Source organism: Tunturiibacter lichenicola, from assembly GCF_051013355.1.
GTDB classification, from domain to species: Bacteria; Acidobacteriota; Terriglobia; order Terriglobales; family Acidobacteriaceae; genus Edaphobacter; species Edaphobacter lichenicola_F.
This window is the reverse complement of record NZ_CP132944.1, coordinates 1,320,312-1,335,867: the sequence shown is the minus strand read 5'-3', so window position 1 is coordinate 1,335,867 and position 15,556 is coordinate 1,320,312. Positions and strand designations below refer to the sequence as shown.

Annotated in this window: 13 protein-coding genes; 5 read left to right on the top strand and 8 right to left on the bottom strand. The window is 55.0% G+C overall.

Annotated features, from left to right (window positions below; translation table 11 throughout):
- Positions 1-18 precede the first annotated feature (18 nt).
- From RBB82_RS05840 to RBB82_RS05825, 4 genes are read right to left on the bottom strand one after another with little or no spacing between them, the layout of a single operon-like run.
- Positions 19-447 (bottom strand): VOC family protein, encoded by a 429-nt coding sequence (locus RBB82_RS05840; protein WP_433974171.1) that lies wholly within the window; start codon positions 445-447, stop codon positions 19-21.
- Positions 444-692 (bottom strand): acyl carrier protein, encoded by a 249-nt coding sequence (locus RBB82_RS05835; RefSeq protein ID WP_260736850.1) that lies wholly within the window; start codon positions 690-692, stop codon positions 444-446. The genes RBB82_RS05840 and RBB82_RS05835 overlap by 4 nt, the downstream gene beginning before the upstream one ends.
- Positions 658-2,604 (bottom strand): HAD-IIIC family phosphatase, encoded by a 1,947-nt coding sequence (locus RBB82_RS05830; RefSeq protein WP_433974170.1) that lies wholly within the window; start codon positions 2,602-2,604, stop codon positions 658-660. Before RBB82_RS05830 ends, RBB82_RS05835 begins: the two co-directional genes overlap by 35 nt.
- Positions 2,594-3,169, bottom strand: a complete 576-nt coding sequence (locus RBB82_RS05825) for a serine O-acetyltransferase (protein ID WP_433974169.1) — start codon at positions 3,167-3,169, stop codon at positions 2,594-2,596. Before RBB82_RS05825 ends, RBB82_RS05830 begins: the two co-directional genes overlap by 11 nt.
- A gap of 176 nt (positions 3,170-3,345) precedes the next feature.
- Here RBB82_RS05825 and RBB82_RS05820 point away from each other — a divergent pair, with 176 nt between their 5' ends.
- Entirely contained in the window at positions 3,346-4,503 is a 1,158-nt protein-coding gene (locus RBB82_RS05820; RefSeq protein WP_433974168.1) for a glycosyltransferase, read from the top strand.
- Positions 4,504-4,545: 42 nt separating this feature from the next.
- Complete coding sequence (locus RBB82_RS05815) at positions 4,546-5,517, top strand: glycosyltransferase (RefSeq protein ID WP_433974166.1); 972 nt, start codon at positions 4,546-4,548, stop codon at positions 5,515-5,517.
- 48 nt (positions 5,518-5,565) lie between these two features.
- Here the strand turns inward: RBB82_RS05815 and RBB82_RS05810 are convergent, their stop codons facing one another.
- Entirely contained in the window at positions 5,566-7,086 is a 1,521-nt protein-coding gene (locus RBB82_RS05810; RefSeq protein WP_433974165.1) for an oligosaccharide flippase family protein, read from the bottom strand.
- Positions 7,087-7,555: 469 nt separating this feature from the next.
- Between RBB82_RS05810 and RBB82_RS05805 the strand changes: the two genes are divergently transcribed.
- The 3 genes from RBB82_RS05805 (at position 7,556) to RBB82_RS05795 (ending at position 11,302) form a co-directional block, all read left to right on the top strand.
- Entirely contained in the window at positions 7,556-8,665 is a 1,110-nt protein-coding gene (locus RBB82_RS05805) for a glycosyltransferase family 2 protein (protein ID WP_433974164.1), read from the top strand.
- A 65-nt stretch (positions 8,666-8,730) separates the two neighbouring features.
- Positions 8,731-10,065, top strand: coding sequence for an O-antigen ligase family protein (locus RBB82_RS05800; protein ID WP_433974163.1), 1,335 nt, complete (start codon positions 8,731-8,733; stop codon positions 10,063-10,065).
- A gap of 64 nt (positions 10,066-10,129) precedes the next feature.
- A complete protein-coding gene (locus RBB82_RS05795; RefSeq protein WP_433974162.1) occupies positions 10,130-11,302 on the top strand; it encodes a glycosyltransferase family 4 protein in 1,173 nt (390 codons plus the stop codon).
- 12 nt (positions 11,303-11,314) lie between these two features.
- On the opposite strand, the gene RBB82_RS05790 is transcribed toward RBB82_RS05795, so the two are convergent.
- From RBB82_RS05790 to xrtA, 3 genes are all read right to left on the bottom strand, one after another.
- Entirely contained in the window at positions 11,315-13,615 is a 2,301-nt protein-coding gene (locus RBB82_RS05790; RefSeq protein WP_433974161.1) for a tetratricopeptide repeat protein, read from the bottom strand.
- Between the two features lie 118 nt (positions 13,616-13,733).
- Positions 13,734-14,417: an exosortase C-terminal domain/associated protein EpsI gene (locus tag RBB82_RS05785; protein ID WP_433974160.1), complete on the bottom strand. Its 684-nt coding sequence runs from the start codon at positions 14,415-14,417 to the stop codon at positions 13,734-13,736.
- Positions 14,414-15,337: an exosortase A gene (xrtA, locus tag RBB82_RS05780; RefSeq protein ID WP_433974159.1), complete on the bottom strand. Its 924-nt coding sequence runs from the start codon at positions 15,335-15,337 to the stop codon at positions 14,414-14,416. Before xrtA ends, RBB82_RS05785 begins: the two co-directional genes overlap by 4 nt.
- Between the last annotated feature and the right edge of the window lie 219 nt (positions 15,338-15,556).

The window sequence follows — 15,556 nt, the reverse complement described above, 5'->3', positions numbered from 1 at the left end:
CATACAGACACCGACGGTCTAAACCGCAGCTTCGACGAGTTCGAAGAGTTGACGGGAGCGCGTGTAGATCCAGGCGATTCTGCGACCGTCGAACGCTACCGCAGGCGCTGGAGGAGTTACAACTAGACAGCCGTTATTCTTTGCGTGAACTAAAGCCTGGTCCAGGTCGGTCGTCTCAAAGCAGAGGTGGTAGGCGGCACCGCCACCCTTCGCGAGCGTTGCTTTGATCGGAGAGTCTTCTGTGAGTGGTGCGATCAATTCGATCTCGGCAGTGTCGTTGCCGGAGGTAGCAAGGAAATTGACACTTACCTTTTGAATCGGGTCGTCGAAGGGGCCGGAGACAACTTTGTAACCGAAGAGGGCCGAGAGCATCTCGGTTGTCGGTCCAAGGGTGGGGACTGCCACGCCCACATGTCGAAGCTTGAAGCCGAGCTCTTCAGGCGTCAAAGCGTTGCTCCCTTAGCAATCAACTCCGTTTGAATGAGAGAGACGGTCGTTAAATCGGCGATGCGACCTGGATCGAACTGGACACCGTACTCGCCTTCAATTGCGAGGATGGCCTGCAGATGCCGGAAGGAGTCCCAGCTTTCGATGGTGCCGACACCAAGCTCCGGTGTGACTTCGTCTGGTGAGATTTCCAGGATATCGGCGAGAATGTCACGAAGCGACGACGGCACTTGCTGAGAGCTCATTCGAATTATTTCCTTCCAGGGTTAACCACGCGGGGCTCTTTGGAGCTGAGGTGGTTAGATCAAGTTGATAAAAGACTGATTCGGGGGAGAAGGCTTGCGACTCGTCTTCGGCAAAGCCATGACTAGGATAAAAGTCGGCGCAGGGAGCGTTTTTCTTTGTTGCGATGAACTCACCAACGAGCCGCTTCGCTCCTGACCTGATTGCGTTTTCGCCGATGTGTGCCAGAAGCGCGGTTTCGATGCCGCGTCCGATGACTCGACACGATAATAGCAGTGAGTCGATGGTGCAGGAGTCGCCTTCGGTGCGTGCGAGAGCGAGTCCCACGACGCCAGCGTCGCCGAAACGGTCGCGAACTCGTATAGCAACGGCCTGACCGCCTGGACCTGAAGCGTACTCTTCAACCTCGGAGGCTGAGTGTCGACGGGTGGTCAGATTGAACTGATTGGTTTTTGCAAGAAGCTGGACAGATCGGGCCAGGGGAGCATCGAGAGCGTTTAGGAATGTGCAGACGATATCGAGTGAGGCAAGAAACTCGTTGCGATCTCCGGTGCTGCTAGCCAGCTCCGCTCGTTGTACCTGGGCTTTGTACTCGTTCAGGCGGTTGACGTCATCGTCGGTGACGACGGCGGCATCGAAAAACGGTTGAGCTGATAAAAGCCCCACCAGCTTCCATGGCTCTTCAACAGGCGCTGTGAGGACGGCGACCTCTGGAAGTTGCTGCCTGATCGCCTCGCACTCCACGGGATTGTCATCGACAAAGACGAACGAATCAAGTCCAAGAGAGAGTTCTTCCGCGAGTTCGCGAATGGAAGTTGCTTTTTCGTTCCAGCTAATTTTGGTCGCGACGAAGTTATCGAGACTCAGCTCGAGGTCGGCTGCACGAGTCTGGAAAGCCTCACGGACGTCTGAGTCATTGTTCTTGGAGACGATGGCGAGCAGTATGCCGCGAGACGATAGCTGTTTCAAATATCTTTGATATTCGAGATAGCAGTTGCCCGGAAACGTGCTTCCGGTGGCAATTCCTTCGGGCCCTTCTTCGCCGAGAACCCCGCCCCATAGAGTGTTGTCGAGGTCGGTGCACAAAACTTTGCGAGGTGCCCGAAAGAGCGCGGAGAACGATCGCACTAAGCCGTGCGCATACGTACCGAACGAGCTGGAGGCGACCGGCAACCGCGAGGCGAGAAACATGCGGACGTCGCACCAGTTCGCACGGCCGGTGCGGGCTGCGAGATGATCTAAGTCGAAGAAGACGCAATCGGAGATCGTGCGGCAAAGAGCAGCGAGCCTCTGATTCAGCTGGCGTGCGGCGCTGCTGAGGCTGTGAGGCAGGTTCGCTTCGCCCACGTCGCCGAGTGAAGTCTCGTCGGGAACGACAAAGCCCTGGAAAAGAATTCGAGCGGAGTTGCCGGAGCGAAAGTTCTTGAGCAGCTGCGCTACGCGTGCGACGGACTCGTCGATCTCCGCGTCAACACGTTCCCCGATGCCATCTGCGCAGAGGTCGGGCAAGCGTCCGCCGATGTCTTCCAAGTCCAGAAGGATACAGACGAGATCGGGGTTGTACGCAGCAAGTGCGCTTTGAGGGTTCAGCAGTTCGTCGACGTAGGATCCATAGCCGCCTACATGCAGGTCGAGCATGTAGTTCGAGAGCACCGCTTCGGTCGTGATATAGGGAACGATTGGCTCGACCGTGACCGAGCGAACGATGTAGGTCTTCAGGCGCCGGGCGCGCATCTGGTTCGTCAGGTCTTCGGCGATGCCGTTGAAGGTCGAGGCGCAAAACATAACGTCGGCGGGTTTATTGGACACTGCCAAGAGATGACGACTGTGTCGCACAACCGCGGCTGCTTCGTGCGCCGAAGCAGCCGCTTTGATGCTGCGGCGCAGCTCCTGTCGCTCTGTGTCACTTTGCATCGATCGTCTCCGGTGCGGATGCTGCAGGAGTTTGAGTGGGTTTCGGCGCACGCATGATGATGCGGCCCGGCACTCCCATTACGGTGGCGCCATCGGGAATATTGCTCATGACGAGCGTGTTTGCGGCGATCTTTGCGCCGTTGCCGACCTTGATCTTTCCGACCAGAGTCGCGCCTGTGCCGATATAAACCTGGTCTCCAACGACCGGTGCTCCTTTACGACCCATTGCCGAGGCGCCAATCGTCACGCGATGCGCGATGTCGCAGTTGCTGCCAATGATTGCCTGCGGATTGATATGGACGCCCCCGATGTGAGCGATGTAAAGGCCGCCGCCGATCGTAGCCTGAGGATCGAGGCACATCTCCATGACGACTTCGGAGAACATGTACGCGAAGAAGTACACGATCTTCAGGGGGATACGGACCAGGACGAACGGCTTTGTGGCATAGAGCCAGTAACCGAATCGATAGATTGCGATCGCCCATATCGCAGGGTTGAGCCAGAGCTGTTTTCCCCTGTGGCCCATTGTTCTGTAACGTGCGATATCTTCTGAGAATTTAGACATGCTCAATAACGGAATCCGAAGACTCCTGGATCGTACTAAGTCGCGTTCCGGTACAGCGATCTTATCAGCCCCGGAAGGTCGCCGGACTAACCGAAAGTACTATCGAACTTATTGAGATAACTGAGCGAAAATATATATTTTGCGGTATTAGGTCGTAGGATCTGATCTGAGGATTTATGCGAAGTATGGATTCCGATGTGGTCGGGGGTGCAAAGCCAACGATTGCTCATCTTTTACCCTGGGCCAGCATAGGAGGCGTTGAGGTCGCCACGCTTCGCATTATCGAGGCAACACGGGAGCAGTTTCGGCACGTTGCCTTTTGTATGACGAATGCCGTTGAGTTGAAGAAGGCGTGCGAAAGGGCTGGGGCGGAGGTCGTCTCCTACGATCCGCCGGAGCCGAGTCTTCGGCATGGATTGCGTTATTTGAGGCAGTCGCAGGCTGTTGCACGCGAGATGAAGCGGCTTGGCGTCAACCTTGCCCACTGCTCGGAGACCAAGGCGACTTACCACAATCGTTTGGCGGCGCTTCTAGCGGGCGTGCCGATGATTACTCATGTGCGGTCGAGATATTCGCAGATGAGCCTGCGCGACCGACTCGGCTTTCTCGGAGTGTCCGGGTATGTCTTTGTCTCGCAGGACTCTAAGCGACAGTTTGTGTTGAAGGTGCCAGATTCGAAGGCTCGCGTTCTTTACGATGCGGTCGACGTCACAGAACCGCGGGACGACGCGGCGAACAAACTTCTTCGAGAACAGCTTGGCGTGCCTGCGGGAGTAACGCTGGTTGGGATGATCGCCCGCGTAAATCCGCAGAAAGACTACCCCACGTTGGCTTCTGCAGCAGCGCAGGTTCTTGCGAAGAGAGCCGATGTCCGATTCCTGGTGGTCGGTGACAACGCGGTTGTGGAGATGAATCGGGTGCACTACGAAGCCGTAAATCGTCGGCTCATCGAACTTGGTATCGCCGACCGGTTTATCTTTACTGGGTTTCGATCCGATGTTGCAGCCATCGTCTCTGCGCTGGATATCTTTGTTCTATGCACGCATCGCGAGGGACTACCTCTCTCTATCCTTGAGGCGATGGCGTTGGGCAAGCCGGTCATCGCAACAAATGTTGATGGTATTCCGGAGGTCATAACGAACGGGGTCACGGGTTTTCTTCATGCTCATCAAAACAGCGAGGAGTTAGCCACAGCAATTCTTACTTGCGTTGAGCATCCCGAGATGGCGAAGCGAGTGGGTGAAGCAGCGCGCGAGCAGTGCCGAACGAGCTACAACTCTCGGGTGTTTACAGCGAATGTTGCGAAAATCTATCATGAGTTTCTGCGAAGCTAGAAGGCGGCAGAGGAGTTCCATGGTTGATGCATCGGGAGAATCATGAGTCAACCAGCCGTTACTCTGCTCATGCCTGTTCTCAACGGCATGCCCTTTTTGCCTGAGACGCTGGAATCGATTGAGCGTCAGGACTATAAAAACTGGGAGATTATCGTCTGGGACAACGGGTCCACTGACGGAACCCTTGAGGAGTTGCATCGATGGATTCCGTCGCGACTTCCCGGCAGAGTCATCTCGGGGGAACCGCTAAAGCTTGGCCCCTCTCTCGCTCGGCTTGTGGAAGAAGCACGTTCGGAGTTGTGCGCGAGGATCGATGCCGACGACGTCATGTATCCGGAACGGCTCAGGATGCAGGTAGCGTTTATGCAGGAGCATCCTGAGGTTGGAGTTGCCGGCAGCGAGGTTGAATTTATTGATAACGAAGGCAACGTGCGGCCGCACACTACGCCCTATGCAACGCAGGATGCAGATTTGCGCTGGCTTGTGCGTTGGATCAATCCAATCTCTCATCCTTCGGTTATATTTCGACGCAGCGTTGTTATGAACGTGGGAAACTATCGTGATCTGAAGCCATTTGAGGACCATGATCTTTGGTTTCGAGTCGGCTTAGTCGCAGAGTTGGCGAATCTTCCTCAGGTTCTGCTCAAGTACAGGCAACACGCCAAAAGCACGATGGGGCAGGCAAACTCGAAGTACCATACGTACTTCGATTCCATGGCAGAGTTGAACGCGGACGATCTGTTTACGGGATTCTCGTCTCAGGAAGCCTTGAGGTTGCGGCAAAAATCGATCCACAACTCTGACGCCAAAGTAACTCTCGGTGATCTTTCTTCTTATCGGAGAGCTGCCACAAACACAGCATTACATCTACAAAAGCCGAAGATGTATTTTCGCGTCACGAAGGCTTATAAGATGTTCTTCAAAGAGATGACGCGGAACTATCTGCTTCAATCCCGCGCGATAAACGCAGTTGTTACACTTCGGCAACGGATGCTGTCCAAAAGCAAGACGTAGCTGCTGTACGGGACAACATCTACGCAGAGTTATTTGCGTAGATGTTCATTACGCCCTTGTAAACAGTAGGGAACGAACCCGCGGCATAACGGTCTGACGAACATAGCCTCGAAAGATCAACGCGACGGTGAGAAAGAAAACGGGTAGGGTTGCGAGGATCTGCAGGAAGAAGACTGTGAGATTGTGAACTGGAAGAGTGGATACAGCGTAAGACGCTATCGCAAAGGGAATACCAGCAAGAAATAGAGGCCCCCAAACGTTCCATATCACCTCAAAACTGCTCAGGCCAACGAGATTGGATATGTAACGTGGCCAAAAGATGAGATGCACAATCAAGCTGGGAATCATGGTTCCAAGCGCAACCCCATAGATGCCGTACCAATGCACAAGCGTAACGCTGAGCGCCAGGTTTGCAACTCCTTCGCAGATTGCCCATAAGGCTGACGTCTTGTGCTTTTCGACGCCATAGGCAACCGACGCTGCAGTTCTGTTTGCAAATGAAAAGAAGAGGGCGGTACATAGGATGATGAGGACGGTTCCAGACTGCTGTGCATATTGCGGGCCCATCCAGAGGCCGATGAATGTACGTCCGCGAACCACCAGGGTGATGAGGATCGGCAGGGAGACAAGCATCGTTGCTCGAGTGCCGTTCTTGTAAAGTGCAAGCAGGCCAGCCGTGTCGCCTGCGGCTTCGTAGGTGCTTGCCGCGGGGACGAATGTTCCTCCAACCGACCCGACGAGTCCGCTGGCGTATCGGCACAAAGAGTTCGCGATTGCGTAATAGGTAACCGCTGTTGCGGAGAGGAAGGCGCCTACAACGAGATTGTCCGCCTGGTAGACGAGCTGAACCGCGACGGTTGTAAGGAAGGCGTAGGAGCTGTAGACCCAAAGCTTGCGGAGGGTCTCGCTCTTTGGTTTCTTCAGCTGAACCCTGAGTTCGGGGTAGAGGCGATGTGCCGTCAACACGAGAAGTGCGCTGCTGACTATCGTTGCTACGAGTTCACACGCTGCAATGGCGACGATGCCGTGGCCGGTGCGCAATGCAAAGACAATCCCGATCACACGAATGGCCGTCTGTGTCAGGCCCACGTAGTTCTGCAGATCGTACCGGTTGAGACCAGAGAGAACGGCCGAGGCGACACCGAACGACATTGCAATCGCGGTCGTAAGGCCGATCAGCAGAATTGCCTTACGAGCATCGCTCGCGAGTGCCGGAGGGACTTTGAACCATATAGGGAATACAGCGGCAAGTCCCGCGCTCAGCAACAGGCCAACGCCACTGAGTTGCAGGCGCACCCAGAGCGCGGCGGAGAGGGCCTCCGAAGAGGCCTGATGATCGCCGGTGGTATGCCCCTTTGAGACGAACCGCAAAACCGAGCTTTGCATGCCCAGGTCCAACAGGCTGAGGTAGCCGACAACGGAGATCGCCAGCACCCACACGCCGTAGGCTGCGTCTCCAAGGCGATGGAGGATGAACGGCGCAAAGAAAAACCCAACCGCCATATTGGCAAGCGTTCCGAGCCAATTGAACAGTACGTTCCGAGCAATGTGTCGCGCACGTAACTGCAAGTTACTTCTCCAGGGGCATTTGAACTGTGAATCAGAGGCTCTTGATAGCTACTGAGCTAAAGTTGTTTTGGATCGCCCCGCCCATTGAGTCTGGCTGGTTTAGCGGGTCAAGTATTCGCGGGCTTCAGTTTATATTAGCGGTTTGTATCCCCTGAACGTTGCATTTGATGGCGGCGATTTTACTCAGGTCAGTTGAGACAGGTCAGTAAGTTCTCTTTTTACGGGAAACTATCGTACCTGCCAATACCACTTTGGATGGGAATCCCCTCGTTGTATGCGGTGTTGAATGCGGCTATCATTTGAGGTGCGGACCGTGCTAAGTCTATCGGCTCCAATCGATTTTGATATCAGTCGTCGGAGCGCTCCGACTTACACCAATGAAGAGCCTTGAGTTCGAACCTACGTCGCCCGAGCCTCTGAAGGAACGAACAAGGCTGTTCGGCGCCTTTTCTCGAAAAGCGGGCGACCTATGAAGCTGACATTTTGGCTTTGTCTCGCGCTGATAAGTTATGCCTACTTCGGTTACGCGGTATGGCTTTGGTTTTGCGTTCCCCTACAGCGACGCCCGATTCGAATGAAGCACACGACTCCCAGCGTTTCGATCATTATGGCGGTGCGCAACGAAGAGGCCAATCTCCCTGCCAAGTTGGAAAATCTTCGTCTCCTCGAATATCCATCGGATCAATTGCAGATCGTCATCGCGTCGGATGGGTCCACGGACAGGACCGCTGACATTCTGAAGGAGCAGCCTTCGAACGTTCTGCCTGTCATTCTTGAACACTCTAATGGAAAGGGAAGTGCCTTGAATGCGGCCGTGAAGGTGGCGCAAGGCGATATCCTGGTGTTCCTCGATGCACGACAGATGGTTGATAGAGGCGCTGTCACAGAACTGGTCTCCTGCTTTGAAGATCCGTCGATTGGCGCTGTCAGTGGCGAACTTCTGTTGGAGATGCCGTCCGGTAGTCCGTCTGAAGAGGGGCTTGGCATCTATTGGAAGATCGAGAAGATGGTGCGCAAGCTGGAGTCGGAATCGGGTTCGGTTGTGGGAGTCACTGGCGCGATCTATGCCATTCGACGCGAGTTGTACACCGAGATCCCGCAAGGAACGATCCTTGACGACGTATTTATCCCCATGAACATTGCACGCATGGGTAAGCGAATTGTGTTTCAGCCGTCAGCGATTGCGCGTGACCGCATCTTCAGCAAAAAGGGCAAGGAGTTTTCGCGCAAGGTGCGTACTTTGACAGGAAACTATCAACTGCTTCGACTTGCACCCTGGCTGCTTTCTTTGTCGAACCCGCTGCTCTTCCGATTCGTCAGCCATAAGCTGCTTCGGTTACTGGTCCCGCTGCTTCTGATCTTGATGCTTGTGTCCTCCGCGATGGTTGGAGGAGCGTTTTATTCAGCAGTCTTCTGGCTTCAAATTTTCTTCTATGGTTTGGCCGCATTTGGAGTTTTAAGTCCAGCAGCAACGAGATTCAAACCAGTCGCAATTGCCAACACTTTTGTGATGCTCAATGCAGCCGCTGCACTCGCGTTTTACAATTTCATCTCGGGGCGGAATGAGTTGTGGGTTTAGCGCACCAGTAATCAGTTGTGTCGATCTGCGGCGATATCTCCGGCAGATCGTTTGGAGATGGCATCTTGGGAACAGGCATAGGACATTACATCCCGTTGGTTGCTTACCTGGGCTTCTGGGTGATGTGTCTGCTGTCGCTGACTGGGCGGCCGCTCCTCGGGTTGTACTACATGATCCCCTTTCTGCCGTATCGAACCATGCGGGATCACTTCCTCGACTATCCGCTTGGCGGCAATGTACTGACCGTTCTTGTCATTGCTGTCATCGTGGGAGGTTTGATCAAGAGCAAGCGCCTGCCCCCAACGAAACTCTATCTGACATGGTTAATATTTGCGGTCTATCTCTATTTGTCGATGTGGTTCGGCACGATGCTTGGAAACGCTCCGCCGCCGATCTGGCTTTCTGACGTCAACTTTGTTACGTGGAAAGACTACATGCTGATACCGCTGGTCTTCGTTGCGGCGGGGCTGGTTATTGAAGACCGGAGGGCAGTGAGGATGGTTATCCTCATCACTGCCTTCACTGTCCTGGCCATCGATAGAAGTTGCTTGATGGATAGTATGTCAAGGAGTTGGGCCAACTTTGATGAGAATAAGCGCGGTGGAGGCCCTCTCGGCTATGGATCGAATCAGACCGCAGCATACCTTGCCATGTTTTCGATGTTTTTCTGGGGCTTCGGACAGTACCTTAAAAGAAAGAAGTTGCGACTAATCTGCTACGGAATCGTCGCAGTCACAATATTTGCTGACCTGTACACCTTCTCTCGTGCGTCTTATCTCGCGCTGATCTTCTCGGTCTTTATTCTCGGCATTGTGAAGGATCGGAAGCTAATCCTTATTGCCGCTGTTTTTCTGGTGACGTGGCAGGCCATCGTGCCGAATGCAGTCCGTGAACGGGTAAATATGACCCAAGACTCCAACGGCGTGCTGGAGGCTTCTGCCGACGAGCGGGTCAAGCTGTGGGAGGCTGCCGAGACATCAATCATTAACAACCCAGTCTTCGGAACCGGCTTCGCTACCTATCAGCTGACGAACCACGTCGACAACCTCCGGGATACGCATAACTGGTACGTCAAGGTCATGGTAGAGACGGGCATCATTGGGATGGTCATTGTGCTCGTTATGCTTTGGCAGATGCTGGCTTCGTCTTTCCGGCTGTTCAAAACTGCTGTGGACCCGCTCTATCAAGGCCTTGGGCTTGGCCTTTTCCTCGCGGTCTGTGCTTGTCTGGTCGCAAACTTCTTTGGGGATCGGTGGACGTATCTCGAAATCACTTCGCCTCTGTGGGTACTTGTCGCGACTGCTTTGCGTGCGCTCCAACTTGCGCAGGTCGAACCGATGCAGGAGTCGACAGCCTCGATCGAAGCCGTCTCTCCCAATCCATTTCTGGCCTACAGATAGAGTTCGTAAACCTTCGTCCCGTTATCAAGATGTCACTAGATCACATAAGCCTGGAAGACTCTGAATGAGCATGATTAAGGGGTTAGCACTTGAGGGATCGCGCAGCGAGACTGACCGGGCTGCGTTGCCTCATGTGCTGCTTGTCCTCGATCAGTTTGGAAAGACACTCGGCGGCGGGGAGCGTATCGTACTCAGGCTGGCGGCTCTTCTACCACAGTACGGATACCGCGCGTCGATCCTGACCTTTTCGGCTCATCCTGAAAGTCCAGGGCTGCTCTCCCCTCCGTGCCCGATCTTTGTGCTGCCTCTGCACCGCACCTACGATCTCACAGCGTTGAAAGCAAGCTTCGAGTTGAAGAGATTCCTCAAGGAACAAAGAATTCAGATCGTACAGACATTCTTTGAGAGTTCCGATCTATGGGGAGGGCTTGTCGCCAAAGTCACGTCTTCTGCAAAGCTGATCTGGAGCCGCAGGGACATGGGAATCCTTAGAGATAGAAAGCACAACGTGGCCTATCGACTTATGTCCAATGTTCCCGACAGAGTCTTTGCGGTCTCGGAGCAGGTTCGCCAGCACTGCATCGAGGTGGATGGCATCGATCCCTCGCGCGTGCTGACGATCTACAACGGCCTCGATCTCTCTGACTGGAACAACATTACGCGGCCCGCGAAACGTCCTGGCGAATTTGTGATTATTACGACTGTCGGCAATATTCGTCGAGTCAAGGGCCACGACATCTTCATCAGGTCCGCGGCCGAAGTCCTCTCGCAGTTTCCAGATACGTCATTCAGCATCGCCGGTGAGGTGTTGGAGCCCGATTATTTTGCTGAGTTGCAGGCTCTCGTGGGGGAACTGAATCTATCGGGCCGATTTCATTTTTCCGGCGGCATCACAAACCTGCGCGAACACCTTGCCGCGGCGGATATCTTCGTGCTTCCTTCACGCAGCGAAGGCTTCTCCAATGCGATTGTCGAGGCGATGGCTGCATCTCTTCCCGTAGTAGCGACGGATGTCGGTGGAAATGCAGAGGCCGTTCAGAATGGCGTCAACGGAATAGTCGTCCCGTCGGAAGATGTAGCGGCTCTCTCGGCCGCGATTCTTCACTTGCTCTCCGACCCGTCGCAGGCCGCGCAGATGGGACTCGCAGGCAAAAGGATTGCCTCCGAGAGATTTACAACCGACGCAATGATGAAGCTGATCACCAGCGTCTACTCCAGCCTCCTCAATCGCAGGTAACTTCGTCCTCGCTTAGCTCAGTAATCCAAGCTCCTTATCGGCGTCCTTCGCGGTCTGGGTGTTCGGCGCGAGAGTCGCCGCCTTCTTGAGATGCGTAACGGCATCAGCGGTGTCAGACAGCTTCTTATAGGTCATGCCCAGATGGTAGTGGATGGATGCGCTATTGGGAGAGGTCTTGAGCGCCTCCTCAAGCAGATCCCGCGCGGAGGCGTAGTTGCCCTTTTGATAGTAGATCCAGGCCAACGTATCTGCGGTGTTAGGCGAAGTCGGCATACCGCGTCGAGCGACCTGCGCGAGAGAGAGTGCAACGTCGAGATTTTGTCCTGAGCCGACCATCAGGAAGGCGAGGTTGTTAGCGGCGACCGGCTGATCGGGCTGAAGTGCGAGCGCTTTTTTGTAGCTTGCCATGGCGCCGTCGCGGTCTCCCTGAGACTCCTGCATCGTGCCCAACATCGTAAAGCCCTGCACGTCGGTGGGATGGGCGGTGGTCCACTGTTGCCACTTGGCGACAGCCTTCGCAGGGTCGCCTGCTGCCACTTCTGCTCTCGTATACGTGATGACTGCCGCGATATCGTTCGGATTAAGCTGCATCGCCTTCTCGGAAGACGTAAGCGCACTCTTTGGATCACCAGTAGACATCTGGAGATCCGCCTGCAGCGCGTACATATCGGCGTTCTGCGGAGACTTTGCAATCTGATCCTGCACCAGACTCAAGGCTTTCGCGGGCTGCTTCTCAAACATGAGTGCGGATGCCAGCAGACGCAGAGCGCGGGAGGAGTTGGGGTTGATTGTGAGCGTCTGCTCGAGAAGGGTCTTTGCCTCGGGAACCTTCTGCTGGGCCAACCGAAGCTGCGCCAGTTCCAGATATCCGGCTGAGTTCTTCGGATCGAGCTTAATCGCTTGCTTGAAGTCCGCGTCGGCTTTGTCGTAGGACTTTTGGTTGCCTTCAGCAATTCCGCGCCAGATGTAAGGGACAGCTGCCTGCGGATTGATAGCCATCGCAGCCTCTGCGACCTGCTGGAGAGTGCTGAAATCGTGGTTGTTGATCGAAATTTCAGCAAGACCAACCTGCGCTTCCATGCTCTTCGGATTGAGCTTCGCGGCATCGCGGAAGCTCTCCTGTGCGACCGTCAAGTCACCCTTTGCGAGAGCAGCGCGGCCTAGCCAGAGCTTGACGACCAGACTATCGGGGTTGGCCTTGGCTGCCTTCTGCAGGGTGTTGAATGCGTCCGCAGTCTTCCCGTCATTGAGCAGCAGCATGCCGTTGAGGACCGCGACCTCTGGAATATTACTGTCGGTCTTGGCCAGCTCTGCACCCACAATTCTAGCTTTAGGAAGATCTCTTTGCAGAATTAACAGGCGCAGGTAAGCAATCTTGAGCGGAGCGCTCTTCGGATGCTTTGCCACGAGATCCGCGTAGGCCGTAGAACCAGCATCAATCTGATTGTTGCGAATGTAGTAGGTCGCAAGCATCCCGGCGCCATACTCAGAGTCGGACAGATCCTCCGATGCCTGGCGGAGTGTCTCCTCAGCCTTCGCGTTATTGTTCTCGCGAAGGTAAAGGTCCGCAAGAGTGGCGCGTGCCATCACGCTCTTTGGATCGACGGCGATGGCGGCCTTCACCTCAGTCTCTGCTCCGGGAAGATCCCCTTTCTTCTGCAGCAGCGACGCGAGCACAAGGTGTGCGCCTACGTTCTTTCCATCGAGCGAAACTGCCTTGCGAAGCTGGTCTTCTCCCGCAGCGGCTGTAGCAGGGTCGTTGCTCTGGAGCATGCCGAGCGTCGCATGAAAGTTGGCGCGATTGGGATCGATGGCAAGTGCATGCTGAATTTGAGCAAGCGCTTCGGCCCGGTCACCCTTGGACATTGCAATGCTTGAGAGCAATGCGTAAGCATCCGCGTTGTTCTTGTCGAGCGCCAGGACTGCGTTGGCCTGCTCCGCAGCTTTATCAGGCTGCTTGCCGGCGAGAAGAATATTGCCGAGGTCGATGCGTGCCTGAGTATTGCCGGGCTGAAGATCGACCGTTCGCATGAGCTCTCCATAAGCAGCCATGATCGATCCCTGCCTGATGAAGACTTTGGAGAGTTGATAGTGCGCGTCACCGAAGTTTCGGTCGACTTTGAGCGCATTCGCGAACTGGATGGTCGCTTCCTTCAGCTTGCCCTGGTCGGCATAACGCTTGCCGCTCTCAAGATAGCGTTGTTTTTCCTTGTTGGGATCGCGATGGCAGCCCACGGTGAGACCAAGTGCGAACGAGATGGTCAGAACTGCTGAAATGCGTCGTGCTGTCTTGGCTGCTACCGAAGTTCTCATCGCACACTTCTCCAACTTCAAATGATCTTGTAATTCTCGCACTGTAATCAATCTTCTTCCGACACAGGGAGGCACAGCGATACTACAACTTTACGGTGAAATTCAGGATGGGGAGCAGTTAGTCAGGGATGAACCGTGGAAGAGTTGGAGCCATCTCCTGGGTAAAGTGAATCGCCCGGGTTCTCGCGGTTTCAAATGACTCCGAAGGCATCACCTGAGTGATGACGCGAACCAGAGCGCCATCGGTTCGGTTAGTGCGGATCGCATCGGCAACCATAAACATCTTGGCCTTGTACTCGTTAGGAATGCTGCGACCATGCGCCTGGTACCAGTAGATAACAAACTGCTTGGTGTCTCCATTGCTGATAAGGTACTCACCCACCTTGTAGTTTTTGCCGTTGATGTCTTGGATGGTGCTGTACTTCTGCGCGTCGAAGGTCCAGCCGGCGCCCGGGAGGCAGTTTTGAGGCGAGTGCATCGTCTGACCGGTGCGCTGACTGGCGAAGTAGCCGATGAAGAGGCTGATCGGCGGCACATGTTCGTGGCGCACGATCGAGGCACCCGACGAAGTCTCTGCCGAGGGCTCGTTGGTGTAGATGCGATTGAGGAAGTCGCCTTTGCCGAGCACGGCGAGGGTATCGTCGGTGAGCGGAACATCCTGCGCCGACCAGTTGCCGAAGCGCTCCGGCATCTGGCTCAGCGGTTGGCTCGGTGGAATGCGATCCGCATCTCCGCGACTCTGGAGGACGAAGAGCGTCGAGCTGAGCAGAAGAAGGACGACCCAGAAACGGGGGGATCTCATAGTGTTTGCGCCTTCACGGGAGAGAGCAGCCGCATGGCGCGGTGGACAACATAAAGACAGGCCAGCGAGATGACAAACATAACCCATCCGGAAAATTCATGGAAGAAGCCAAGCGCCTTGTCTGGGTCCCAATACTGGACGCACAGCCCGGTTCCTACGATGCGAGCAACATTCGCGGTCACCGCGATCGGGATACTCGCCAGTGCAAGGAGGATGCGACGCTTCGTTGTCCGCTCCAGAAAGTAACCGTAGAAGACAGCCAGAGTAAACAGGCTCATCAGAGATCGAATGCCGCTGCAGGCCTCAGCGACCTCCAGCTTCATCACCGGCAACTCGATCACATTGCCCTCATGGAGCGTAGGAACGCCCAGCAGGGGAAGGATGTCGCTCGCGATACGCGACGCGAGCAACTGCAACGGGAAGGTGATCTGGTTGAAGAGGATCGCAGGAAAAGGGATGGCAAGGACGAGAACCAGAAGAGGGAAGCGAAGCGCCCGCACCATCGCCCAACCGGAGAACGTCCAGATCAACCCAGTCATCAACAGGACAAAAGACATACGCGCGGTAAAGAGCTCGACGCCGTAGACCCCCAGAATGAGGACGAAGAGAGCAAATAAGACAAGGGTGATACCGGCCCAGCTCTGTCGAACAGGGACGGTACTAAGGTACTTTCGTTTATCCCATATCAGGAAGATCGCAAAGAAGGGTACAAGGAAGCCATGCGAGTAGTCGGGAATGGTGTACCAGTCGTAGACCAGCTTGACGGCAACCCGCCAGTAGATAGCAACGAGCAGGGCGGCGATGACGATACGAAGCAACCATGCAAGCCGGGACGAGGCACGGACCGGGGCGGTACTGGTGGGGGTAACAGGCAGGCCCAGGTCGGCTTCCTTCGTGATGAGGTCCGTGGCATAGGGCATGGCGTGTGTTATCCCTGGTTGCGTTTGTATGACGTTATACTTCACCAGACCCCTGTAAGCAATTCTTATACCTCTTCAGGAAAGCCCGTTTTTTCCTGCCTGCACCGTCTATCGACACGAAAGTGGTAGGTAATAGTCCCCAAAAGAGAAAATATTTTCCCTTTTACGCTGCTAGTCTGCATACCAAGAGGGAACTTTCGAGGCTGCGCCCCCATTTTC

Coding starts and splice junctions, on each gene's coding strand:
- RBB82_RS05795 (WP_433974162.1), top strand. CDS start 10,130: ATGAGCATGATTAAGGGGTTAGCACTTGAGGGATCGCGCAGCGAGACT.
- xrtA (WP_433974159.1), bottom strand. CDS start 15,337: ATGCCCTATGCCACGGACCTCATCACGAAGGAAGCCGACCTGGGCCTG.
- RBB82_RS05790 (WP_433974161.1), bottom strand. CDS start 13,615: ATGAGAACTTCGGTAGCAGCCAAGACAGCACGACGCATTTCAGCAGTT.
- RBB82_RS05820 (WP_433974168.1), top strand. CDS start 3,346: ATGCGAAGTATGGATTCCGATGTGGTCGGGGGTGCAAAGCCAACGATT.
- RBB82_RS05830 (WP_433974170.1), bottom strand. CDS start 2,604: ATGCAAAGTGACACAGAGCGACAGGAGCTGCGCCGCAGCATCAAAGCG.
- RBB82_RS05835 (WP_260736850.1), bottom strand. CDS start 692: ATGAGCTCTCAGCAAGTGCCGTCGTCGCTTCGTGACATTCTCGCCGAT.
- RBB82_RS05785 (WP_433974160.1), bottom strand. CDS start 14,417: ATGAGATCCCCCCGTTTCTGGGTCGTCCTTCTTCTGCTCAGCTCGACG.
- RBB82_RS05805 (WP_433974164.1), top strand. CDS start 7,556: ATGAAGCTGACATTTTGGCTTTGTCTCGCGCTGATAAGTTATGCCTAC.
- RBB82_RS05825 (WP_433974169.1), bottom strand. CDS start 3,169: ATGTCTAAATTCTCAGAAGATATCGCACGTTACAGAACAATGGGCCAC.
- RBB82_RS05815 (WP_433974166.1), top strand. CDS start 4,546: ATGAGTCAACCAGCCGTTACTCTGCTCATGCCTGTTCTCAACGGCATG.